This window comes from Kribbella aluminosa (genome assembly GCF_017876295.1).
GTDB lineage: Bacteria > Actinomycetota > Actinomycetes > Propionibacteriales > Kribbellaceae > Kribbella > Kribbella aluminosa.
Genome location: NZ_JAGINT010000002.1, coordinates 2,248,186 through 2,272,890, shown reverse-complemented (window position 1 = coordinate 2,272,890; position 24,705 = coordinate 2,248,186). Strand labels below are relative to the sequence as shown.

Annotated in this window: 14 protein-coding genes; 8 read left to right on the top strand and 6 right to left on the bottom strand. The window is 68.2% G+C overall.

Annotation, left to right across the window (positions count from 1 at the left end; genetic code table 11):
• Positions 1 to 45 precede the first annotated feature (45 nt).
• Positions 46 to 1,953 carry a glycosyl hydrolase family 28-related protein gene (locus JOF29_RS32110; protein ID WP_209698130.1) on the bottom strand — a complete coding sequence of 636 codons (1,908 nt, stop codon included), beginning with the start codon at positions 1,951 to 1,953 and terminating at the stop codon, positions 46 to 48.
• 140 nt (positions 1,954 to 2,093) lie between these two features.
• Complete coding sequence (locus JOF29_RS32105; protein WP_209698129.1) at positions 2,094 to 4,250, bottom strand: endo-beta-N-acetylglucosaminidase; 2,157 nt, start codon at positions 4,248 to 4,250, stop codon at positions 2,094 to 2,096.
• Between the two features lie 588 nt (positions 4,251 to 4,838).
• Between JOF29_RS32105 and JOF29_RS32100 the strand changes: the two genes are divergently transcribed.
• Both JOF29_RS32100 and JOF29_RS44870 read left to right on the top strand, forming a co-directional pair.
• Positions 4,839 to 6,968: a DUF222 domain-containing protein gene (locus JOF29_RS32100; protein WP_209698128.1), complete on the top strand. Its 2,130-nt coding sequence runs from the start codon at positions 4,839 to 4,841 to the stop codon at positions 6,966 to 6,968.
• Positions 6,969 to 7,290: 322 nt separating this feature from the next.
• Positions 7,291 to 7,425 (top strand): hypothetical protein, encoded by a 135-nt coding sequence (locus JOF29_RS44870; protein ID WP_281067448.1) that lies wholly within the window; start codon positions 7,291 to 7,293, stop codon positions 7,423 to 7,425.
• A gap of 319 nt (positions 7,426 to 7,744) precedes the next feature.
• Here the strand turns inward: JOF29_RS44870 and JOF29_RS32095 are convergent, their stop codons facing one another.
• Positions 7,745 to 9,172 (bottom strand): glycoside hydrolase family 32 protein, encoded by a 1,428-nt coding sequence (locus JOF29_RS32095; RefSeq protein WP_209700113.1) that lies wholly within the window; start codon positions 9,170 to 9,172, stop codon positions 7,745 to 7,747.
• Positions 9,172 to 10,272: a LacI family DNA-binding transcriptional regulator gene (locus JOF29_RS32090; RefSeq protein ID WP_209698127.1), complete on the bottom strand. Its 1,101-nt coding sequence runs from the start codon at positions 10,270 to 10,272 to the stop codon at positions 9,172 to 9,174. The genes JOF29_RS32095 and JOF29_RS32090 overlap by 1 nt, the downstream gene beginning before the upstream one ends.
• Positions 10,273 to 10,409: 137 nt before the next feature.
• Between JOF29_RS32090 and JOF29_RS32085 the strand changes: the two genes are divergently transcribed.
• The 6 genes from JOF29_RS32085 to JOF29_RS32060 all read left to right on the top strand — a co-directional run bounded on the left by JOF29_RS32085 (position 10,410) and on the right by JOF29_RS32060 (position 17,890).
• Complete coding sequence (locus JOF29_RS32085) at positions 10,410 to 11,813, top strand: ABC transporter substrate-binding protein (RefSeq protein ID WP_209698126.1); 1,404 nt, start codon at positions 10,410 to 10,412, stop codon at positions 11,811 to 11,813.
• On the top strand, positions 11,813 to 12,745 hold the full coding sequence (locus JOF29_RS32080) for a carbohydrate ABC transporter permease (protein ID WP_245359659.1): 933 nt from the start codon (positions 11,813 to 11,815) through the stop codon (positions 12,743 to 12,745). Before JOF29_RS32085 ends, JOF29_RS32080 begins: the two co-directional genes overlap by 1 nt.
• The gene (locus JOF29_RS32075; protein WP_209698125.1) at positions 12,742 to 13,581 is read left to right on the top strand and encodes a carbohydrate ABC transporter permease; all 840 of its coding nucleotides are present in this window, start codon (positions 12,742 to 12,744) and stop codon (positions 13,579 to 13,581) included. Before JOF29_RS32080 ends, JOF29_RS32075 begins: the two co-directional genes overlap by 4 nt.
• Positions 13,578 to 14,900 (top strand): glycoside hydrolase family 32 protein, encoded by a 1,323-nt coding sequence (locus JOF29_RS32070; RefSeq protein ID WP_209698124.1) that lies wholly within the window; start codon positions 13,578 to 13,580, stop codon positions 14,898 to 14,900. Before JOF29_RS32075 ends, JOF29_RS32070 begins: the two co-directional genes overlap by 4 nt.
• Positions 14,901 to 14,911: 11 nt before the next feature.
• Entirely contained in the window at positions 14,912 to 17,347 is a 2,436-nt protein-coding gene (locus JOF29_RS32065) for a glycoside hydrolase family 32 protein (RefSeq protein WP_209698123.1), read from the top strand.
• A 93-nt stretch (positions 17,348 to 17,440) separates the two neighbouring features.
• On the top strand, positions 17,441 to 17,890 hold the full coding sequence (locus JOF29_RS32060) for a hypothetical protein (RefSeq protein WP_209698122.1): 450 nt from the start codon (positions 17,441 to 17,443) through the stop codon (positions 17,888 to 17,890).
• Here JOF29_RS32060 and JOF29_RS32055 read toward each other — a convergent pair.
• The gene (locus JOF29_RS32055) at positions 17,866 to 18,819 is read right to left on the bottom strand and encodes a hypothetical protein (RefSeq protein WP_209698121.1); all 954 of its coding nucleotides are present in this window, start codon (positions 18,817 to 18,819) and stop codon (positions 17,866 to 17,868) included. The two genes, JOF29_RS32060 and JOF29_RS32055, sit on opposite strands and share 25 nt — an antisense overlap.
• 98 nt (positions 18,820 to 18,917) lie before the next feature.
• Positions 18,918 to 24,653, bottom strand: coding sequence for a CLIPPER-2 domain-containing protein (locus JOF29_RS32050; protein WP_209698120.1), 5,736 nt, complete (start codon positions 24,651 to 24,653; stop codon positions 18,918 to 18,920).
• Positions 24,654 to 24,705: the final 52 nt, after the last annotated feature.

Here is a 24,705-nt window from a genome sequence, read left to right as displayed (position 1 = left end):
GCGCCGGCCGCGATGCTGGTGCCGCAGTTGCTGGTCTGCGTGAAGTCACCGGTGATCCCGACCGAGCTGACCGGGGGCCGCCGCCGTACCGCTGTTCGTGACGGTGACGGTCTGCGCCGAGCTCGACGTACCGGTCGCGACCGATCCGAAGCTCAGCGCCGTCGGGCTGATCGCGATCGACGAACCGTTGTCCGGCAGGTACGGCGGGAACGCGGGCGCGGTGATGTTCTGGCATTGTCCGGCGCCGAAGATACCCGAGTTGCCGCCGCCGTCGGTGAGCGTGAAGCCGACGCCGCAGCTGTAGATCGGGCCTGGCGCCTGGGTGCCCGTCGCGGTGCTGTTGGTGATCGTCGCCGAGCCGCCGACCTGTTCCTGGACCACCCAGGTCCCGGTGTTCTGGATCGTCGCGTTGTTGATCCTGACGTTGCTGATGTTCGAGCCCGACACGAACTGGATCGCCTCGTACGGGCTCTGCTGGATCAGAAGATTGTCAACATTCGTCAATCCGGACATCGCGCCGTCGCGGGCGTCGAACCACAGCGCGCCGACGCCGAACTGCCAGTTCGGGTCCAGGCTGCCGGACCGGATGATGGTGTTCCGCAGTACGTCGGTCCGCCCGAGCGCCGTCGAGTTGAACCGTTGCGCGACGTGGATGCCGCCGCCCTGCGTGAGCCCGGCGTCGATGACCCGGTTGTCGGTGACGAAGTTGTCGTGGCCGCCGTAGATCGCGATGCCGTTGGCCAGGATCGGGTACTGCACGGTGTTGTGGTCGAAGGAGTCGTTCGCGTCCGCGTTCTGGTCCGACCACGTCGCGAGGCCGTCGTCACCCAGGTTGCGCAGGTCGCTGTTCGTCACCTTGGAGTTCGTGACGCCGTCGTGGAAGTTCACACCGTCCGCCGTCACGTTGCGGATCCGCATGCCGTTGAAAACCAGGTTGTCGAGCGGGCCGTCCATCCAGGCGCCGACCTTCTCGTGCTCGATCCACACCCGGTCCACGGTCGAGTTGTTCAGCGCACCACCGATGCCGTTCACCTGCGCGCCGTCGTTGCGTTCCTGTACGTCCCCGAAGATCGCGAAGTCCGACAGATGTACGCCTCTGCTCGCGTTCGGCGCGTAGTTGCCGTAGAAACCGGGGGCCGCACCAACGATCGTCGAGTGCCACATACCGGCGCCCTTGATCGTGATGTTGTTCAGGATCAGGTGCCCTGGGATCTTGAACGTCCCCTCCGGGATCCACACGGTGCCGCCCGCGCCGGCCGCGGCCATCGCCGCGTTGAACGCGTTCGTGGAGTCCGCGGCACCCGTCGGGTCCGCGCCCTGGCTGGTCACCGCGACCGATCCGGCCGGCTGGGTCAGCGCACCGGCGACGTTCTCGAAGTCGGCGAAGTCGATCGTGTACGAGGCGGCCGTGTCCTCGGCGTCGACCTGCAGCCGGAACTTCGTACCGGCCGGGTACGTCGTCGGGAACAGCCGATGCGCCTCGTCGTAGAAGTGGTGCGGGTTGCTGCCCGGGGAGTTCGTGAACGGATAGCCGCCGTAGTACCAGCTGTACGCGTTGGTCAGCGTGAAGTTCGACTGCTTCGACCCGTTGACGTAGAACGACAGCTGCGGCGTGTAGACCGAGCCGGACCCGGTGTCCGGGATGCTGTAGCGGAACACGATCGAGTTCGTCGCGACCGGCGTCGTGAACTCGACGTACTTCCCGCTGCCCTGCAACGTCACGGCTTTGCGGTACGACGCCTCGGCGGCGAGCGTGTTGTAGTCGGCGCTCGGCCCGATCACGGTCCCGGTGGTGGACGAGTTCTCGGCCTGTACTTCGACGTACGGCAAGGTCGCGCCGACGCCGCCGGATGCGGCGGCCCAGGCGGATGTGGGGGCGAGGACGGAAAGGCTCGCGGCGACCAGCGCGCCGCAGGCGGCGAGCACGACAGCGCGTGCCCTCCGGGGATTCATCGACCGGAACATGCGCAGCTCACTCTCGACGGGGCGGTTAGCGACAGACCGTAATACCCCGGACACAGTTGCGCAATATGTCGATCGATCTTTGCAAGAACTCGACGGGGCGCCACTCGGCGTGGCGCCCCCGTGCGGAGCTACAAGGTGGTGCGGATGGACGGGCCGCGGTTGCCGTTCGGGGCGATCGGGACGAGGTCGAAGGTCCGGCCGTTGGTGAGGTCCACGGATTCGGCGAAGAACACGTCACGGTGGACGCGGCCCAGCCAGCGGTGGTTCTGGAGGACGTCGTACGCCGTGGCGTCCGGCTGGAGGTGCCAGGCGAAGGTCAGGTGGCGGGTCGCGCCGGCGCCGGGACCTGCGTCGGCGACCGTGAAGATTCTGGGGCGGGTCGGGGCCGTGTCGGCGGTTCGGGCGTCGGCGAGGAGGATCTTGCCCAGGTGGCCGGATCCGCTGGTACGCAAGGAGATTCGGGCGATCCGGTCGTTGTCCCGGGGGACGCGGCCGCGGTACTCGGTCCAGCCGGCCGATCGCCTCGCCGCGGTCAGCCGGATCCACTTGACGCTGCCTGGGTTCGTACGGCGGGTCACACCGACCTCCAGCGTGGACAGGCCTTGCGCGACAACACGGACCTCGGTGGCGGCGGCTTGGGTGATGTCGGTCTTGAACAGGTGCATGACGCCCGTGCCGGACAGCGCGAGGCTGTGCGCGCCTTCGTACGCCGTGCTCTCGTCGAGGGTCACCGTGACGCCGTCGGTCCAGAACTGCCAGGTCAGCGACCGGTCCGCGCAGCCCTGGTTGTCCCAGCCGCTGTCGCGGACCTGCTTGCCGTCGAGGTAGAACGTGCTGCCGACGCCGATGTTGAACGACGTCACGATCGGCAGCGCGCCGTACGTCGACCGCTCGACGATGCCGTGCGCGATACCGTCCCACTTCTTGTAGTTCAGAACGTCCGTGCGGTACGGCGGCTTGCGCGGCTCGAGCCGCCCGGAGGTCGCCGGGTTGCCGGTCGGGCCGGACCAGAAGCGCTGTTCGAGGTCGCGGTACTTCGCGCGTCCTTCCGGCGTCGTGGTGGCGCCGGAGTTCGCGGCGGTCGCCCAGTACTGGTCCTCGACGAACAGCCCGACAGAGACCGGGCCGGGGTGGCCCGGGTACGCGTAGTCGGTGAAGCATTCCTCCGGGTTGAAGCCGCCCTGCTGATGCTCGACGCCGGCGAACGCGACCGCGCGCGGGTCGAACCCGGCAGCAGTCGCGGTCTTCGCGCTGCCGCTCAGGTCCGAGTCGGCGTACGGCCAGCCGTAGTTGATGAAGATCGAGTCGACGGTCTGGTCGCCTGGGCTGCCGAGCCACGGGACGTTGCGCGCGTTCAGCGTGTTCTGGTAGTCGAGGTCGCCGTTCGGCAGGTCGGCGTCGTAGTACTGCAGGTAGAAGGCGGGGTCCTGTGCCTTGATGTAGCGGAACAGGTCGCGCAGCTTGCCGGCCTGGGTGGTGGTGATCGTGGCTTCCTGGTTGATGAACAGGCCGTCGAACCCGAAGTACCGGCGGATCTCGATCAGCTTGTCGCCGACCGGGAACGAACCGTCCGCGGCCTGCACCAGGAACTCGCCGAAGTCGACACCGGACCGCGGCCAGAACCAGCCGCCGATGGTCTTCACGCCGTTCTTGTGCGCGGCCTCGGTCCAGCCCGGGTTCGGGATGTCGATGACGCCGTAGTTGCGGCCGGGGGCGCCCGGGTTCGCGACCACGTCGCTCGGCACCGACGGCAGCACCTGCCCGTGCCAGGTCCCCCAGACGTCGATGTACGGCCAGAACCGCTGTGTGTAGGTATGCCCTTCCAGCCCGATCGGCTGGTTGCGGCCTTCGTAGATGGTGCCGGCGTCGTCCAGGCTGAGCGTCGACAGCCGCACGCCGGGGTCCAGGTCCGGGTGCGCCTGGGTCGGCGCGAACGGCGCGATCCGCGGCGCCAGCGGGACCAGACAACGCAGGTGCCGCCCCCACGGATGCCTAGCCGGATCGAAGTCGAGCAGGTCCGCCGGATTCCACCCGTACGTCGACGGCCCCGGCGGAATCCCACCCGACCCCGGCTTCGGCACAGCCCCCGCCACACGACCACCCGCGCCCCCCGCCGCAACGCCGCCAGGCGCACCGTTCTCCACTACGCCGCCAGGTGCGCCCTCCGCCGCTACGCCACCCGAGGCCGCCGCGGCCGTGCCGCCACCCCCGGCCAGCGCCACCGCCAGCCCGGCCCCACCAACGGTGACCAGAGTCCTACGGGAGACCTTCACCGGATCCGACATCGCCTCACACTCCCCAGATATACCGGTTTAGCTTGCCCGGCATCCTAAGAGCAGAACCTCTTCAGGAAAAGAGCTGAACTGGTTTTTCCCAGACCACATCAGACGGTACCCCGGAGCCCCTCAGGCCCACCCAATCCCACCCCGCACCTCACCGCGACCCCACGCATTTCACCACCGCACCACCCACCTCACCGCCACACCGCATACGTCACCGCGAACGACCCACGTCACCGCCACGCCACGCCACGCACCCCCACACCCGCCCACGGCACCACCACGCAGGCCACCCCGATACCCGGGCACGGTCACCGCCACGGCGCGCGTCATCGGGCGGCGCGGGTCACCACAGCCGCGCCGCCCCCTCGACAACCACCGCCCCATCCCACCCGGATCGACCCCGCTCCTCGAGTCGTGGATCGTGGTGGTTTCCGCCAGCCAACACCCACGACTCAGCGAACCCCTCTCGACCATGCCGGCGCATACCCGGTTCGGACCCTCCCGGAATGTGACGTTTCCCCTTGTGGACAACGGAATTCAAGCCTCCCGACGACTTGGCGAACTCGAACTCGATCCCGTAGAATCAAACACATGTTCGAGTGTGATCTGGATGCGTTGCCGACCCGCGACCTGCTGGAGCGGGCCGCTGGCTGCCGCGCGGCCGCGAACCGGTCCGATGCCGATCTGCTCGCCTGCGCCCAGGCCTACGCCGACCGCTACCACCCCTCGGTGTGTGGTTCCCGGCCGTCGCGCCGTTCCTGTGACGGCCGCGAGCGGGCGGTGGTTCTGGGCGGTGCCGGCTGCCCGGAGATCGCGGAGTTCGCGGTCGCCGAGTTCGCGATCGTGCTCGGAGTGTCTCCCGGCGTCGGCCGGGACCTGATCGCCGACGCCCTCGCACTCCGCCACCGCTTCCCCCAAACCTGGGCCCGTGTCCGGACCGGCGAGGCCACCGCCTGGAAGGCCCGCCAGATCGTGCGCGCCTGCACCCGCCTCGACCACCCGGCCGCCGAGTACGTCGACCGCCGCACCGCCCCCCTGATCGACACCATCTCCCCGTACCGCCTGGACAAGATCGCCCAGGCCGCCAAGCTGCACGCCGACCCGCAACACGCCACCGACGAGGCCGCTGCCGCCGCGGACGAACGCGGCGTGTTCGTCGGCCGCGGCGACAACCACGGCAACAAGACCATCTACATCAAAGCACCAGCCGCCGCGGTCAACCGCCACGACGCCGCCATCACCAGCATCGCCGAAGCTCTCAAAACCCTCGGCGACACCCGCCCCCTCCAGCACCGCCGAGCCCACGCCATCGACATCCTCCCCGACCCCTACTTCACCCAAGAACTCCTCACCCAAGCCCAAACCACAGCCACAGCCACAGCCGACCCAACCCACCAACCCCACACCCCAAACCCATCCCCAACCAACCCCACCCCAAGCACCGCTCCGCACACCGACTCAAGCATCACCTCCAGCACCACCCCGAGCACCGCCCCGCCCACCGACTCGTGCACGACCTCGAGTACCACCTCGAGCACGACCCCGAGCGCCGGTTCGAGCACTGGTCCGAGCACCAGTCGTCGCGCCAACCCCGGCTTGGCGGACGACTCAGGTAGCTCCGGAGGCATCGACGACTTGAGCTTGCCCGGCCGCACAGCCAGTTCCGGCCTGTGTGGCCGCACCGCGATTCCCGACCCGGCCGACCGGCAGGTACCCACGGGGCCACCGGACGATCCCTGGCTGGAAGCCACCGGGCCCGATGACCCCGAACCACTGGCCGACCCGTTCGACAACCACCCACCAGCACAACACCCGCATCCACACAGCGAACCCGACCACGGTTCGCCGATGGACCCTGCCGCACTCAAGGCGCTCAACGCCCGCCTCGCCCAGATCAAACACGACGCCTACACCAACCCCACCCACACCAATCCCACCCACACCGGCCCGAGCGGCCCCGCCCACCCGCACAGCCGAACCAACCCAGGCGACCCAGGCGACTGGTGCGGACCAGGTGGACCGGACAGCGCAGGTCGACCGGGCGGACCGGGTGGACTAGGTGAACCGGGTGGACTGAGCGGACCGGGTGGAGCGGGTGGAGCGGGTGGAGCGGGTGGAGCGGGCGGATCAGATGGACCGGGCAGCTCGACGGTCCCGACCCGTGCCCGCAAGGCACCGGTGCGGCCAGGCAAGACCGAGGTCGTCGTACACCTCACCGACCACACCCTCGCCACCGGCACCGGCGTACTGCGCGCCGAAACCATCGGACCACTCCTCGCCACCCAACTCACCGAACTCGTCGGCCACGGCCCCTACACCGTCACACCCGTCATCGACCTCAACAACGCCATCAGCGTCAACGCCTACGAAATCCCCACCCGCATCCGCGAACACATCAAACTCACCCACCCCGTCGAACTCTTCCCCTACGGCAACCGCGAAACCACCAACACCATCGACCTCGACCACATCCACCCCTACCACCCCCTCGGCCCACCCGCACAAACCAGCACCACCAACCTCGCCCCACTCGGCCGCTTCGGCCACCGGGTCAAAACCCACGCCCGCGGCTGGAACGTACGCCGCATCGACTACAAGACCCTCGAATGGACCACACCCCACGGCTTCACCTTCCACGTCGACCCAACCGGCACCCACCGAGTCGCGAGTCCCGATCCCAATGCCAGGCCAGGTAAGGGCGGCCGTGAGAGTCCCAGTTGAGGGTGGCGGTGAAGGCCTGGCGGGTGTTGAAGTCCTTGACGCCGTACGAACTGCGCCGGTACACGTTCTGGATCCCGGGATCACCGAGGGCAGCGAGTGGGTGCGGTTGGCGTCGACGCAGGCGTGGAAGGCGATGCGGGTTGTGTCGCCGACGTTGATCACGGTGGGGCCGGGGGCCGCAGTGTTTTGTGGAGGCGGTTGTCATCAGGGTCTTCACGCGGGTGAAGGGTCCGCCCAGAACGTACTCGCGGACCCTGACGTCGGTGTTGTACGAGCAGTTGATGTAGTCGCCGCGGGAGGTGAAGAGCCAGACCTTGTCACCATGGGCGATCCCGGACGGGCCTTCGAGCTTGGTGGAGCTGATGATCTTCGCGATGCTGCTGCCGACGACGCGGGTCTCGGTCCGGGTGTCCGCTGGACGGCGCGGATCTGGATGCCGACGGTGCAGTGCACGTGAGGGGAGGCCGACTCGCCGGTGAAGTACGTGATGTAGAGGGCGCCGTGGGTGTCGGAGCTTTGGAAGACTTCGGCCGCCCAGAGCATGGGGCTGGCGTGGTCGACCCGGGCGAGGGTTGTGGCCGTGGATCGCGGACCGGGCGATCGATGTCGTCCAGCGGGTGCCGTAGCCCACGCTGGCGCAGAACAGGTAGCCCTTCGAGCCGAAATGCGCGAGACCGGGTGCGCGAAGTCTTCGGTGCCGAACCGGTACAGGCTGCTGGACGCGGTGACGGAAGAGGAGAGTCGTACGGCGGACCTCCACACGATGGCGCCGCGATCTATCCACCGAGCCGGGCGACCTGGAGCTCGACGAGGTCTACGGCGCCGTCGGTTACGAACAGACCGACGTGGGCGGAACGTACCGTGGGGGCGGAGCGGAAGGTGAGGGTGACTCGGTGATCGACTGCTGCCTGGGCTGTTGGGCCGTCCAGGAGGACCTGGAGGGTATGGCGGCCGGGTGGGAGGGGGCAGGGGCATTCGAGGTCTACGGCGTGGGGGATGTCGCCGTGGATTTGCCATTGGGCCGGGCCGGTGCGGCCGCGGGGCCAGTAGTCCAGGACGAGGCGGTTGCGTTGGGGTTCCAGGCGGAGGATGGTGGCCTGCTCGCCGTCCTCGGTCGCGTGCAGCAGCAGGCCGAAGGAGTGGGTGTCGGGGGCTACGTCGACTGTCAGCGTGATCAGGCAGTGCGGCGGTACGACGTCGCCGATCCAGGCGGCGTACCGGTCGGTGGCTCCTTGGCCGGGTTCCGCGGATGCGCCGTCGAGTGGTGACAGCTTCACGTCTTCCGGATCGCCGTACGCCGCGACCACCTCCGACGGGAGTCCGAAAGCGAGCGCACCGTCGCGCTGCTGGTGTGCTTCGAGTACGGCGAGGTCGCCGGCCCACTGCCACGCATCGCCTTGTTTCGTGGGGATCCAGCCGACGAAGAACCGGCGGCCCTGGAACTCCACCGTCTTCGCGGCGTAGAACGCCCGGCCGTCGACGGTATCGCGGGGCTGGGCGAGCCAAGGACCGTTCGGTCCGCGGGCGATCCGGTACCGCGTCTGGAAGGCGTCGCTGAACTCGGAGTACACGAGGTACCACCAGTCGCCCCACTGGAAGACGTCCGGGCATTCCTGGGTGATGTACCGGTGCGGCTCCCACAACGGCGGCGCGAGTTCCCACTGCGACAGATCAGGAGAGGACAGCCGCGCCACCACACCGCACCGGCGATCGGGCGCATCGGCGTACCGTGCCGCGAGCACCAGCTGCCACGGCTCGTCCGGAGCGGTCCGGTAGACAAAGGGGTCCCGCCAGTCCTGCGGGACGAAACCGTTGGGTGCACCAAAGGTATCCGCGGGCAGCTTGGTCCATCGCGTCGGGTCGCCGTCGCTCACCGCGTGACACACCACCTGGAACGCACCGTCCGCCGAGCCGCGCCGCGGGTTGTGCCCGGTGTAGAACAGGTGCAGCCGGGAGCCGTCCGCGACCACGCTGCCGGTGTAGCAGTCGAAGTCCACCGCGTCCCGATCGCCGGCAGGCAGTACGACGCCGTGGTCCGTGTAGTGCACGAAGTCCGTGGTCGACACCAGCGCCCACGGCATTCCGCTCGGTCCGGCGGTCGGGTCGTCCGGCCGCTCGTCCAGCAGGTAGAACAACCAGATCCGCCCGTCGTGGCAGAACGGAATGACGTCCCCGACAAACCCCGACGCCGGCCGCCAATGCATCACTTCGAGTTCCTCCGCCGATGCCCGTCACCCGGAGCGGGTGGAGTGGGAGGGGTCGGGCGGCGCGGGGTGGGTGGAGCGCCGACCGAGTCGCGTTCGATCAGGTTGCAGGGGACGATCTCGCGGGCGGGAGCGTCCTCCGGGGCAGCCAGCACCAGCTCCCCCGCGCGGCGGCCGAGCATGAGGTGCGGGAGGGCGGCGGTGGTCAGGCCGGGGCGGACCTGGTCGGCGACGTCGGGCTGGTCGTCGAAGCCGACGATGCTGACGTCGTCCGGGCAGGTCAGGCCGAGCGCATGCAGGGCGAGCAGTGCGCCGATCGCCATCCGGTCGTTGCCGCAGACCAGCGCGGTCGACCGGTGCTCGTGAATCACCTCGGTCGCGAGGTCGTACCCGTTGCCGATCTGGTAGTTGCCGTACCGGTGCACAAGATCCGCGGGGCGCAGACCGGCCGCCCGGGCCGCGTCGTCGAAACCGCGCCGGCGCTCCTTGCACGCGTAGTCGTTGCGCATACCGCCGAGGAACGCGACGTCACGGTGCCCGCGTTCGAACACCGACGCCGCCGCGGCCCGCCCGCCGGCGTACTCGTCGGCCAGCAGCACCGTGTCGGAGTGCCCCTCCTCCGGCCAGCAGTTCACGAAGATCGTCCGGATCCCGTCGAGCCGCGGGCTGCGGTGCAGCGGCTTCGGCGAGAGCGACGCGTACACGATCGCGGCGACGCCCTGCGCGACCAGGCTGGCCACCGCGTCGTCGCCCTGGCCCGGGTCGCCGGTGGTGTCCACGACCATACATACGTATCCAGCCGGCTGGACGATCTGTTGCAGGCCGAGCACGATCAGACCGGCGTACGGCTGGGAGACGATCCCACTGGTCACGACGCCGATGGTGAAGGACCGGTTCGACCGGAGCAGCTGGGCCGCGCGGTTCGGCACGAAGTCGAGCTCGGCCGCGGCCTGCAGCACCCGGCGCCGGGTCTCCTCGGCGACCGCGACGTCGCGGCGGTCGTTCAGCACGAACGAGACGGTCGGCTGGGACACCCCGGCACGGCGGGCGACATCGGTCATCGTGACGCGTTTCGGCCCGCCGGCAGGCTTCCTCGCCATCGATCCCCCTCCACGGTGCGGCGGCGTTGGCACCGCCGACAACAACTATCACAGATCGGGCCAATACGTATTGACCCCACTCTAAGCCGCTGCTACCGTCCCGGGTCAATACGTATTGGGCGGACTAGGAGGAACCCATGACAGGTATTCATCCGCCCGGTGGGACGCTGGCCCGCCGGACCCTGCTGAAGGCCGGAGCCGGCGGTCTCAGCCTCGCCGCGCTGGCCGATCTCGCCGCCTGCAGCAACGGCGGCGGCAGCTCGTCGAAGTCGCTGAAGATGCTGTACTTCGGCGAGCAGGCGGCGGCCACCCAGCTGCAGAACCGGTTGCAGCCGCAGATCGCCAAGCTCGACTCGAGCATCAAGTTCGAGATCTCCGCGATCAACGGCACCGACTGGAACGACTTCCTGGCGAAGGTGCTGACCCAGATCGCGGCCGGCACCCCGCCGGACATCATCAGCGTCGCGACCGAGGGCCTGCAGCTGATGGCGTCCAAGGAGCTCGCGCTCCCGCTCGACGACTACGTCACCAAGGACCTGCCGGCGCTCAAGGAGTACTTCGCCGACATCCACCCGGCGCTGGTGGAGTCGATGATGTACCAGGGCCACCTGTGGGAACTCCCGGACAGCTTCAACGCCGGGAACATGTTCTACAGCACCGAGCTCTTCCAGCGTGCCGGCGTCGTACCGCCGAACGAGAGCTGGACACTCCAGGACTTCGAGACCGCGGCGACGAAAATCGCCAAGTTCAAGGGCATCAACGCGTTCGGCTGGGTGGTCCGGCTGTGGGGCAGCTGGACGTCGTTCATGTACGCGAACAACGCCAACCTGCTCGAGGAGGGCAAGTACGACGGCGGCGACTGGCTGTGGAACAAGGCGTACGCCGGTGACGCGGCCGCCGCTGGACGCAAGGGCGGCTGGAAGTGGGGCGCCCCGACCGCGAACTCCGACGCCACCGTCGAGGCGCTGAACTACATGATCGAGCTGACCAAGAAGGGCCTCTCGCCGTCCCCCGATGTCGGCGGCGGCGGCACGCTGCAGGGCCTGTTCGCGTCGAACCGGATCGGGATGTCGATCGGCGGCGGGTTCTGGGCCGGCGGCCTGGCCAACGCCGGGATGAAGAACGGCAGCTTCGACGTCACGATGTTCCCGAAGTGGAAGAGTCAGCGGCACCTGTTCGGCGCCGGCGGGTACGCGATCTTCAAGTCGTCGAAGAAGAAGGACCTGGCCTGGGAGGTCCTGAAACTGCTGGTGAAGCCGGACACGTTCGACCTGGTCTTCCCCGGCAACGTGACGACCCCCGGCCGGAAGTCCCTGGTGACGGCCGCGCGGTACGCCAAGACCGGGCCGAAGCACTGGTCGGTCTTCTACGACACGCTGACCAAGCACCCGGACACCGCGCCGATCCCCGCCCCGCCGTACTACAACGCGCTCGCGACCGCGCTGAACCAGCGGACCACGCAGGCGATCTCGTCCGGTAACGCAAAGGCCGCGCTCGACGGGCTGCAGTCCGACCTCGAGAAGGCAGCGGGGGCGAGCTGATGTCCGCCGTCATCGCGGATGTACCGAAGACGGTCGTGAAACGGCGGAGCCATCCGGCCGCGCACGGGGAAGCGCGGTTCGGTTTCGCGATGATCGCGCTGTCGGTGCTGTTCGTCGCGGTCTTCACCGCGATCCCGATCGTCGCCTCGCTCGGCCTGTCGTTCTTCTCCTGGGACGTGATCTCGAGCCCGCAGTACGTCGGGCTGAAGAACTACCAGCAGCTGTTCAACGACGGGCCGGTGCTGAAGTCGTTCGGCGTCACGCTCGGGATGGCGCTCGCGATCGTCGTACTGCAGCTGACCATCGGCCTCGCCCTCGCGGTCCTGGTGAACCAGCGCAAGCTGGTGTGGGTACGGACACTGTTCCGTACGGCGTTCTACCTGCCGCTGCTGGCGTCGACCGCGGCCGTGTCGATCTTCATGGGCTACCTGTTCGACTACAAGTTCGGCGTCGTGAACTACTACCTCGGCGTGCTCGGGATCCCGAACGTGGCGTGGCTGACCAGCGGTTTCGGGGCGGCGAGCACGATCGTGCTGATCGCGGTGTGGCAGCAGGTCGGGTTCACGTTCGTCCTGTTCGTCGCCTCGTTGATGTCGGTGCCCACCGATGTCCTCGAGGCCGCGCAGATCGACGGCGCCGGACCGTTGCGGACACTGTTCCGGATCAAGGTCCCGTTGATCAGCCCAACGATCCTGTTCGCCGCGGTGGTTGCCCTGATCAACGCGATGCAGCTGTTCGACCAGCCTTACATCATGACCAAGGGCGGCCCGGGTTCGGCGACCACGACGGTGACGATCCAGATGTACCAGAAGGGTTTCCAGAACCTGCAGTTCGGGTACGGATCGGCGATCGCGATCGTGCTGCTGGCGGCGATCCTGGTGATCACCGGGCTGCAGTTCCTCGCGGCACGAAAGCTGGTGTTCTACCAATGAGCCACTCCACCACGACCCTGGCACGGATCGGCCGGATCGCCGGCATCATGGTGCTGGTCGTCGCGGCGATGGTTGCCCTCGGCCCGTTGCTGTGGACGGTCACCACCTCGCTCCGCACACCCGCCGAGGCGTTCGGAAACCCGCCGCAGTGGTTGCCGCTGCACCCGGACTTCTCCAACTACAGCGCGGTCTTCGACCGGATCCCGATCGGCCGGTTCTTCGTGAACAGTGTGCTCGTCACCGGGCTGATCGTGGCCGGGCAGACCGTCACCTGCACGCTGTCCGGGTACGCCTTCGCGATGATCAGCTTCCCGGGACGCTCGGTGATCTTCGGGATCTTCCTGGCCACGATGATGGTGCCGCTGCAGACGATCATCATCCCGGTGTTCGTGATCATCCGGTACCTCGGACTCTCGGACAGCCCGCTGTCGCTGGTGGTCTCCGCGCTCGGCAGCGCGTTCGGGACGTTCCTGATGCGGCAGTACTTCATGCAGATGCCTCGCGAACTGGGCGAGGCGGCAAGGATCGACGGCGCCGGGCACTTCCAGACGTTCCTGATGATCTACGCCAAGATGGCCGGCCCGGCGATCGCCACACTCGCGATCCTGAACTTCTCCGGCTTCTGGGCGGAGTTCTACCGGCCGCTGATCTTCCTGCAGTCGCAGGACAGCTTCACCCTGCCGCTCGGCCTCGTCGGCCTGCAGGGCAACCTCGGCACCGGTTCGATCTCGGTGGTACTGGCCGGAGTCGTTCTGGCGATCCTGCCGAGCGTAGTGCTGTTCGTCTTCGCCCAGAGGTACTTCATCGCAGGCATCACGGCAGGAGCATCCCGTTGACCCAGGTCCAGGCCGACCCTCGTACGGCCGCACACCTCCGCCCCGCGTTCCACGTCCGGCCGCCGCGTGGATACCTCAACGACCCCAACGGCCCGATCGAGGTGGACGACGACGTACACCTGTACTTCCAGTCGCGGCCCACGCTCGACATGCACGTACCGGTCGAGTGGGGGCACGCGACGTCGACCGACTACGTGCGCTGGACGTTGCACCGCCCGGCGATGGCCCCGCTGCCGGGCGGGCCGGACACCGACGGCTGCTGGTCGGGTAACACGGTCCTCGACGGCGGCCGGATCCGCGCGTACTACTCCGGCCGGATCGACGAAAGCCCGTACCAGTCCGTGCTGACCGCGGTGTCGGACGACGGCGGCAGGTCGTTCGGGCCGGCCCGGCAGGTGGTGCCGGATCCGGCCGACGACGCGATCATGTTCCGCGATCCCTTCGTCTGGCAGGAGAACGGCAGCTGGTGGCTCGCAGTCGGAGCCGGGTACGCCGACCGCGGCGCGAGCATCACGCTCTACCGATCGAGCGACCTGCGGGACTGGACGTACGTCGGTCCGCTCGCCGAACTGCCTCGTGGTGTCGCGGGCGGCGAGGACACCGGCGCGGCGTGGGAATGCCCGCAATTGTTGACAATCGACAATCGGCGGATCGCGGTCGTCGCGTCGTGGTCGCCCGAGAGCGGCCCCGCGGAGGTCCTGTCGTTCGACGTCGACGTACCGGTGACGCCGCAGCGGGTCGATCACGGGACGAACTTCTACGCGGCGTCGGCGATGCGCGACAGCCGGTTCGGGCCGCTGCTCTTCGGGTGGCTGACCGAAGGACGCGACCGCGACGGCTGGGACGACTGGGCGGGGGTCATCTCGCTGCCTCGGGTCGTCTGGCTCGGCGCCGACTCGTCGCTCCGGAGCGCGCCCGTGCCGACGGTCGACACGCTCCGCACCGGCCCCGGCGTACCGGCCGACGGTTGCACGACGGGCCCGCAGTGCGAGATCGCCGTACCGGAAGGATCCGGGCAGGTGATCATCCGCTTCAGCGACCACGAGCGGGTGGTGATCGAGCTGGACGCGGACACGCTGACGATCGACCGTACCGAGGCCAGCCTCTCGCCGTACGCCCATCGCGACCGGATGCAGGTGTCCGACGCGTTCGATCCGGGATCCGGCCGTCCCGCGGCCCGGATCTTCCTCGACGGCTCGGTGCTGGAGGTCTTCACCAGCGCCGGCCGTGTCCTCAGCACCCGCGTCTACCCGACCACCCCGCCCATCTGGCGCGTCGAAGCACCGCACAACGCCCACTTCTGGACCCTCGACCGCTGACAGGAGTCTCCATGTTCCGTACGGCGCTGTCCCTCGTCCTGGCCACGAGCCTGGCCACCGGTGCCTATGCAGAGCCCTACCGACCACAGTTCCACTTCAGCCTTCCGCACAGCTGGATGGGCGATCCGAACGGCCTGGTCTACGAGAACGGCCAGTATCACCTCTACAGCTACGGCACCTGGGAAGGTGCCACGAGCAAGGATCTCGTGCACTGGCAGAACGTGCCCGTCACCGGCCCGCAGCGCGACACCGGAAGCAATGCGTTCTTCTCCGGCAGCGCGGTCGTCGACACGCACAACACCACGGGGTTCGGGACGTCGAAGAACCCGCCGATGGTCGCGATGTACACCAGCGTGCAGCAAGGCTCGGGCGTCCAGGCGCAATCCCTTGCCTACAGCACCGATCACGGGCGGAGCTGGACGCGGTACGACGGCAACCCGGTGCTCGACCTCGGCTCGAAGGACTTCCGCGATCCGAAGGTGTTCTGGTACAAGGACAGCTGGCGGATGGTGATCACGCTGTCGGACCAGCACAAGGTGTCGGTCTACAGCTCGCCGGATCTCAAGCAGTGGAAGCATCTCAGCGACTTCGGGCCGTTCGGCTCGATCAGCGGAGTGTGGGAGATGCCGGATCTCTTTCCGCTGCGGGTCGACGGGAAGACCACCAAGTGGGTGCTGTCGGTCAGCGTCGGCAGCACGGGGGTGCAGTACTTCGTGGGGAAGTTCGACGGTACGACGTATACGCCGGACGGGCCTGCGACGTACACCCCGCCGGCCGGCGTACCGCTGGAGAACTTCGAGTCCGGGAGCTACGGGGACTGGACGACGAGCGGTGACGCGTTCGGGAGTGCGCCCGCGAGCGGAACGCTGCCCGATCAGCAGGAGGTGTCCGGCTTCGTCGGGACGCGTCTCGTGAACAGCTACAACGGTGGCGACCGGTCCACCGGGACGTTGAGCTCGCCGGCGTTCACGATCACCAAGCCGCACCTGAACTTCGCGATCGGCGGCGGGCAGCATCCGTACGTCGAGGGCGCCACGCCGTTCGGCACGCTCCCGTCGGGCGAGGTGTTCGCGGACTTCTCCGGATCGACGTACGGCGACGGGTGGACCGCCACCGGGTCGTTCGCCGGATCGGGTCCGTCGCCGTCGAGCCTGCCGAATCAGCTTGGGCCACAGGTGCTCGACACGTTCACGCCCGACGGCGACGCCGGGACCGGGACCATCACGTCGCCGGTCTTCACGATCAGCCACCCGTACATCGACCTGCAGGTGGCGGGCGGCGACCACCCGTGGGGGCAGCCGAACCCGACCGCGGTCAACCTGCTCGTCGACGGCAAGGTAGTCGCCACGGCCAGCGGGCCGAATGCGCCGGATCTGACCTGGAACAACTGGGATGTCAGCCAGTACCAGGGCAAGCGGGCGCAGTTGCAGGTCGTCGATGACAACACCGAGGCGTCCGGCTGGGGTCATTTGATGGTGGGCGACATCCTGTTCGCGGACAGTCCGGCGAAGCCGTGGGATGTGCAGACCGGCGTCAACCTGGTCGTCGACGGGAAGGTCGTACGGTCGGCTACCGGTGCGAACAGTGAGGCGCTCGACTGGACGTCGTGGGATCTACAGGATCTGATCGGCAAGCAGGCGCATCTCGAGGTCGTCGACCACAGCAGTGGCGGGTGGGGGCACGTCCTTGCCGACGACTTCCGGTTGAGCGATTCGCCTGCGTCGAGTACGAACGAGCGTGCGCACTGGATGGACTTCGGCAGCGACTTCTATGCCGCGAACACGTGGAACGGGACCGGTGGGAAGCGCGTCGGGATCGCGTGGATGAGCAACTGGGCGTACGCGGGCCAGATCCCGACGACCCCGTGGCAGGGTGCTACCACCTTTCCGCGTGACCTCTCCCTGCGGACGATCGACGGCTCGGTCCAGCTGGTCCAGCAGCCGGTAGCCGGCCTCACGAGCCTTCGCGGGACGGCCGTCCAGGTCAGGAACGTCACGGCTACGAGCAGTACGAGGGCCGTGAACGTCAGCGGCGACACGCTCGAGATCGAGGCACACCTGCGGGCCGGTACCGCCGGCCGGTTCGGGTTGAACGTCCGTACCGGCGGTACGCAGTACACGCAGATCGGCTACGACACCCGGAGCAAGAAGCTGTACGTCGATCGCAGGCACTCCGGGGCGGTCGACTTCAGTACGTCGTTCGCCGACGTGAAGAGTGCTCCGCTGAACCTCGTCAACGGCGAACTGACGCTTCGCATCCTGGTCGACCGCGCGTCGGTGGAGGTCTTCGCCGACCAGGGCCAGGTGACGCTCACAGACCAGATCTTCCCGGATCCGGCAAGCCGCGGCGTCACCCTGTTCGCCGAGAACGGCACGACCTCGGCCGACCTCAAGGCCTGGCCGCTGAAGTCCAGCTGGCAGAAGGCGTCCGAGGTCGCCGGCGGCTGATCGTCCCGTCCCAGCAGGAGGTACAAGATCGTGCACGACTCCAACGACCGGTTCGACGCCCAGCTGATCCGGCCGGACTGAAACTGGGCGGACTTGATCGGGCGGGAGCTGGCGTTCGTGCTGTTCCGGCACGAGGCGCGGCTGTCCGACGCGGCCCGAACGGCGGCCCGAACGGCGGTGCGGACGGCGGTGCGGACGGCGCTCGGGCACGCGGCCCGGTCGATCATCCGGCGCAACGTCGCGATGAGCTACACGAACATCGCGGCCAAGGGCACGTTCGTCACGCTGGCCGCCGGTCAGCTACTGAAGGACGCGGAGCTGACCGAGTACGCCGTCCGCCGGGTCGGGCGACTGCGGGAGCAGACCGAGGCGGTTGCCGGGGCGAGGTGGGCTGCTCGTCGGCGAGCCGCCCTCGGCGAGCTCTTGGATGAGCTCGCCGAGGGCGACAGGACGCTGGTGCTGTACGCGCACGAGATCGCACAGCACCGGCTGAGCCTGACGATGACCGGCTTCGACGACTACTCGCCCGCCAGCTGGTCGTAGTGCGTGGTGACCGAGACGTGGTCGGCGACGTTGAAGACGGCCGGGATCTTGCCGTACGGCGTGATCGCGGTCGCGGCGCCGTTCGCCTTGCTCAGCGCGAACTGGTAGCCGGACTGCGTGTCGTTGTCGACCGCGACGAGCAGCGAACCACCGCGGGTACCGCAGCCCTGGACGACGAGCGACTCGTACGCCGACCAGCCGGACGAACGAATCAGCTTCATCACCGGCTTCGCCCCGGCGGCGACCGGGATGTGCGCGGTCCAGAGCGCACCGGCGTTCGTCGTCATCAGCAGCGTGTCGTACGTCGCCGTCTCGCTGATCACCGTCATCGTCTTGAAGCCCTTGAACCCGGGGATCGGGCCGAGCGACCGGAAGCCGGCGCCGACGATCTGGTAGCGGTACAGGCTGCCGTTGTTGTTCAGGCCGTACAGGTAGGCGTGGCGGGGCGCGGCGACGCTGAAGTTCGACGTGGCGAGCGCCTTGAAGCTGGTCCAGCCCGACCCGACCTTCTTGAAGGTGGGCGACCAGGTGAAGGTGTCACCCTGGTCCCGCACGTATGTCGTGTGCCGGTACAGATTGCCACCCTGCAGCAACAGACCGTAGTAGTAGATCTGGCTGCCCGAGGCGTTCACCGCGCCGTACCAGGTCGTGTTCGCGCGGCTGCCGACGAACTTGAACGCCGTGTCCTGGAAGGCCTGGACGTGCCGTCCAGGCATCGCCAGGGTCTCCTGCGACATGCCCGCGGCGGTCGGCGACATGACGTCGCTGATGCACGGGTCGCCGGCAGCCTTGATCGTGTTCGGCGTCACGTTCTTGGCGAACGGGTGCTTCGGATCGGCCTGGCCGGTGGCGGCGGCCGGGACGGATGCGACAGCGGCGGCCAGCAGACCGGCACCGGCGATGGCCAGCGCAAAACGCTGCAACTTCATAGGCTTCCCCTCTAGAAAGATCTCTCCTGCCCCCGAGATCGCGCTGACTATAGCCGATCCTGGGGACAAGCTGAGAGAAAGTTGCAGCTTGTTGCAGGTTAGCCGCGGCGGCGGGTTGCGACGATGGCGCCGACGCCGGCTGCGATCAGGGCCAGGGCTGCCAGGAGTACGGCGGGGCTCACGTCGCTACCGGTGTTGGGGAGTTCCGGCTTCGGGCGGCCGGGCTGGGGTGGTGTGACTCGGACCGTGACAGTGCTCGTGTTGTTGTTGGGGTCGGGGTCCGGGGTGGTCGACTGGGCCGTTGCAGTGTTGGTCACTGAGGTATCCGTCGTGTCCACCAGGACGTTCAGGGAGACCTGTGCCGTCGTACCGGGGTCTATGCGGCCTACAGAACAGGTGACCTTCTGGCCGGCGGCCGTGCAGTGCTCCGGTGTGCTGGTGAGGCGTAGGCCGTTTGCCAGGACGTCGGTGATCGTGACACCCGCTGCTGACGACGGGCCGGCGTTGTGGACGGCGATCGTGTAGACCAGCGAGTGCCCTGCGATCACGGTTGCCGCCGACGCGGTCTTGTGGACGCTGAGGTTCGCGGACTGCGTCGTACGGCCGCTGACCTTCGCCTCGTTGTTGGCGATCACCGGGTCCGGTGTGGCCGAGCCGACGCGTGCCAGGTTCTCCAGGGTGCCGCTGAACCCGGGTACGACGGTTGCGGTGACCGTCACGGTGACCGTGCCTCCAACGGGGAGCTCCGACGTACTGCACCGCACCGTGCCTGCTGCAGGAGTGTCCGGGGCGCCAGGTGCTTCCGGCGGGAGCAGGATGCAGGCACTGCCCGTTGTGGTGACGTTGCTGAGCCCACGCGGCAGCTCGTCTGTGATGGTCACCAGGCGGGCGTGTGACGGGCCGTTGTTCTTTACAGTCAGCACGTACTTCACGGACTGCCCAGCAACCGGTGCAGGCGGGGACATGGTCTTCGTGATCGCCAGGTCGGCCAACGCGGTGACCGGCGACTCCGCCGTACCGGTGTTGTTGGAAGGATCCGGGTCGGTCGTGTGTGAGGTCGCGGTTGCGGTGTTGACGACGCTGGCACCGTCGTACCCGGCTGCCAGCCGCACGTGGAGCGCTACGACCACCTGTCCGATCGGCAGGTCGCCCAGCTGACAGGTGACCGCACGACCCTTCACGGTGCACCCGTTCGACGCAGAGCTGACCGTGAGGCCAGCCGGCACGGTGTCGGACAGTACTACTGCCCGTGCGGTCGACGGACCGGCGTTGTTGACGACGATCGTGTAGTCGAACGCACTGCCCGGCGTCACCCCGGCAGGGTCGGACGTCTTCGTGACACTGAGGTCTGCCCGCGTCTCGACCGGTGTGGTGATCGTGGAGCTGTTGTTGCTCTCGTCCGGGTCCGTGACCGGTGAGGTGGCCGTGGCCGTGTTCGCCAGCGACCTCCCCTGGTACGCCGGGTCGAGCGTTGCGGTGATGACCACAGTCACGGCCTTGCCCGCGGCGATGGTGCCGAGCGCGCACCGGACTGTCTGTCCCGTGGCAGTGCACGCCGGGTCGACCGAGGTGACCTTCAGCGCGGTCGGCAGGCTGTCGGTTGCAGTGACCGCAGTAGCGTCGGACGGGCCGTGGTTGACCACCGTCAGGCGGTAGGTCACTCCCCCTCCGGCGACTACGGTCGCGTCGTCGCTGGTCTTGATGACCTCGACGTCGGCGACCTGCTGGACCTCTGTCGTCACCTGGGTCTTGTTGTTCGACGGGTCCGGGTCGGTCGTCGTACTGCTCACCGAGGCACTGTTCGTCACGGCGGCAGTGTGCGACGACGCGACGGCTACCCGGATGACGACGACCGCGTTGCCGTCAGCACCAACAGCGCCGAGCACACAAGTCACCGTGGCGTTGGCCGTCGTACAGGTACCGTCTGCACTCGTTGCGTCCAGCACCGACAGGCCAGCCGGTACTGCGTCGGTCACTGAGACCTGCTGTGCCGTGGACGGACCTTTGTTGTGCACGGTGAGCGTGTAGACGGCCTCGCCACCGGCCACGAGTGGCGACGGCTGCACGGTCTTGCTGATCGCCAGGTCCGCGGCAGTGGTCAGCTTGGTCGCTGCCGTGCTGCTGTTGTTGCTGTCGTTGGGATCCGGTGTCTGCGAGCTCACCGTGGCCTTGTTGGTCAGGGTCCCGGCCGGCTGGTCCGGTGAGACCTTGACAACCACAGTGATCGTCTTGCCGTCACCAGGTGCCAGGCGGCCGACATCGCAGCTGACCACCGAGTCTGCGTGCGTACAGCCGGCAGCGCTGACGAACGTCGTACCTGCTGGAAGCGGGTCGGTCACTACAGTTCCGACAGCGTCCGAGGGGCCGGCGTTGTGTACGGCCAGCGTGTACGTCAGCTCGTCACCCGCGACGGCCGTTGCAGGCGCGGTCTTGACGACGGACAGGTCCGCCTCGGTCCGGACGGTCGGCGTAGTGGTCGAGGTGTTGTCCGACTTCGTGGGGTCCATCGGAGTCTCAGCGGTGGCTGTCGCGGAGTTGACGAGCTCCCCTGGCGCGGTCTTCGCGGCGACCGTTCCTGTCACCGTGACGACGAAGCTGTCCCCGGCCGCGAGCGTTGCGGCCAGACAGCGCACCTGCCCGTTGACCGCAGTGCAGGTCGCTCCACCGGTCGCGGACGCTGTTACTCCGGTGACAGCCGCCGGTACGTCGTCCACGACCCTGACGCCCTGCGCGTCCGACGGGCCGGTGTTGCGCACGGTCAACTTGTAAGTGATCGCCTTGCCCGCGACCACGGGGTCCGGCGAGGCGGTCTTGGTGATCGTGATGTTCGCCTGTGCGGCCGTGGTGATCGTGTACGTCGCGGTGTTGTTGCTGTCGACAGGGTCCGCCGTCGGGGACGAGACGGTCGCCGTGTTCTTCAGGTCGTTCGGCGGGGTGCCGGACGGGACGTTTGCCACCACGGTCACCGTGACTGTGTCTCCTGGCGCCACCGTGCCGACAGCACACGTCACGGTGCCGCTGGCCTCGGTACAGCTGCCGGCGGAGCTCTTGGCCGATACGTACTGCAGCGGTGCCGGCACCGGGTCGGTTACCTTCACGGACTGCGCCGCGGACGGCCCATTGTTCGTGACGGTCAGCGTGTACGTGACCGGCTGGCCTGCGTGCACCGGGACCGGCTGTGCGGTCTTCGTGATCGCCAGGTCGGCGCTGGTCGTCACGGTGTCCGTCGTACGTCCGGTGTTGTTGCTGGTGTCCGGGTCCGGCGTCGTGCTCTCGGCGGTCGCGGAGTTGGTCAGGTCACCGATCGCCTTCGGCGACACGAGCCCTGTCACGGTGATGATGGCGGTCTCGCTGGCCGGGAGATCGCCCAGCGGGCAGGCGACCTGCCCGGAGCTGATGGCACAGGAGCCGGCGGAGGTGTCCGCGGTGACGTCGGTGAGCGCCGACGGTACGGCGTCACTCAGGTGGACGGCCTTCGCGTCGGACGGGCCGGTGTTGTGCACCTTGATCTGGTAGGTGATCGGCTCGCCCGCGACGACCGGCTTGGTCACGGTCGTCTTCGTGACGACCACGTCCGCCTTCGGTGCCGCTGGGGTGATCGTCACGGTGTCCGTGTTGTTCGACTCGTTCGGGTCCGGGGTGTCGCTGATGACCTTCGCGGTGTTCGTCAGCGCGCCGCCCTGGTAGCCGGAGTCCAGTGTCGCCGCGACCCGGACCGCGACGCTCGCGCCGGACGCGAGCCGCGGAAGGGTGCAGTTCACGTCGCGCGCTGCCGTCGTACAGGTCGCCGTGGACTGTACGCCGGTGATCGTGAAGCCGGCCGGGACCGCGTCGGCGATCCGGACCTGCGCGGCGTCGGACGGGCCGTTGTTCTTGACGGCGAGCGTGAAGACCACGGGCTCACCCGGCGCCGGGTGCGCCGGATCGACGGACTTCACCAGCGCGAGGTCCGCCGTACGCGTGACGTCGGTGGTGACGGAGGAGGTGTTGTTGTCCTGGTTCGGGTCGGAGGTGGAGCTGGTGACCGTCGCCACGTTGGTGAGGCTGGTCGCGGTGCTTGCGGCCGGAACCCGGACCACCATGGTGATCGTTGCCGTCGACCCGGAACCGATGGTCCCCAGCGAGCAGGTCGTCGAGGTGCAGGATCCCTGGGTGGGCTTGGCGGACACCAGCTCGACGCCGTCGGGCAGGGTGTCGGTGACCTTCACGTCCTCCGCGGCGCTCGGACCGTTGTTACGGGCAACCAACGTGTAGGTGACCTCGCCGCCCGCGGCGACCGGGTCCGGCTTGCCGGTCTTCGTGATCGACAGGTCCGCCTCGGCCGCGACGGGAGTGTGTACCTCGTCGGTCCGGTAGGTGTACTGCTTGTTCAGCGTCTCGGCCGTGTAGTCGAGCAGGCCGGCGTTGTCCAGCGTCGTACCGGCGGCGGCCTTGTCGACCGTCACCCGGAAGCGCACCGTCGTACTCTGGTCCTTCGCCAGCCGGCCGCCGGTGGTCGCGTTCGCGCCGGTGCCGACGCGGAAGCGGACCGTGCGACCGCTGTAGTCCGCCTGGTCGTCGCCGGATCCGTCCGTCTTCGCACCGGCGCCCGCACCGGACACGATCGACAGCGAGCCCGGGACGTACGTCGTGTTCGCCGGCAGCTCGTCGCGGACCGCGGACCGGAGGGCGGCGTCGTCGCCGGTGTTGCTGAAGCTCAACGTGTATTCGAGGGTGTCACCAACCTTCGCGGGGGTGTTTCCCGCGAGGTTCCGGACCGTCTTGGTGCCGACGATGGTCGGCGCGTACAGGTCGATCTGGGTGGTCAGCGCGGCCGGGTAGTACACGTCGCCGGTGCTCGCGAAGGTCAGCTCGGCACTGGTCGCGTTGTTCGGCAGGATGCCGGCCGCGTCCACCACCTTCGCGTCCATGCCCAGGTTGTTCACGCTGGCCGGGGTCCGGTCGGCGAGGTTCTCGCCGCCGTCGGTGATCCGGCTGCCGTAGAAGTTCGCCGACGGGTTCTGCGCGTCCGCGAGCCGGGTGCCGTTGACCGCGAAGTAGTCGCCGCTGATCCCGGCGTCACCTTCGTACGTGACGCTGCCGAAGCGTGCGTTGACCGCACCGCTCGGCGGCGCGAGGAACCCGGAGATGCTGGTCCGCACCGGCTCGCCGCTGGAGACCTTGGCGTACCCGTTGAAGACGCTCAGGTCGCGCAACGGCTCGTCGGCCTGCTGGTACGCGATCACCAGGCTCCACCCGGCGTACCGGTCGGCACCGGTCCCGGTCGGGACGTCCGCGCCCCAGTACTCACCGTTGCCCCCGGCCCGTACCAGGTCGGTGACGTCGAGGTAGGACGAGTAGTCGTTCTTCGAGCCGGTGTTCAGGTAGTCGGTCCGGTCCGCGGTGACGGTCTGGTACGCCGACTTGCCCGGCAACCGGAGGCGCATCGTCGTACCGTCGTCAGTGGTACTGGTACCGCCCTTGCCGGCGCCGCGGGCCGCGCCCCAGAACAGGCCCGCGTACAGCACCTGCGCACCGGCCGGCAGCGCCACGGTCGCGCCCGAGGAGGACTTCGTCGACGGGTCGGAGTCCAGGTCGAGGAGCTCCATGTTCCAGTCGTTGTTGTTCGCCTTGGTCCGCCCGCCGTCGAGCGTCGCGCGGCAGGTGGCGTCCGACCGGTCACAGGTCAGCAGGCTGTTCCCGGTGATCCGGACCGCGCCGTTCGTCTGCGCGCCGAACACCTTCCCGAAGTCCCGCACGGTGTCCGCCCGGGCAGTTGCCGGTAGCACCAATCCGGTCGTGACCACGAGCACAAACCCGAGCAACATCCGCAACCCACGGCCACGAACGGCCATCCGAACTCCCCGTTCTGTTCAGCAGTCGCCAGCCAGGCATACCACACAACGA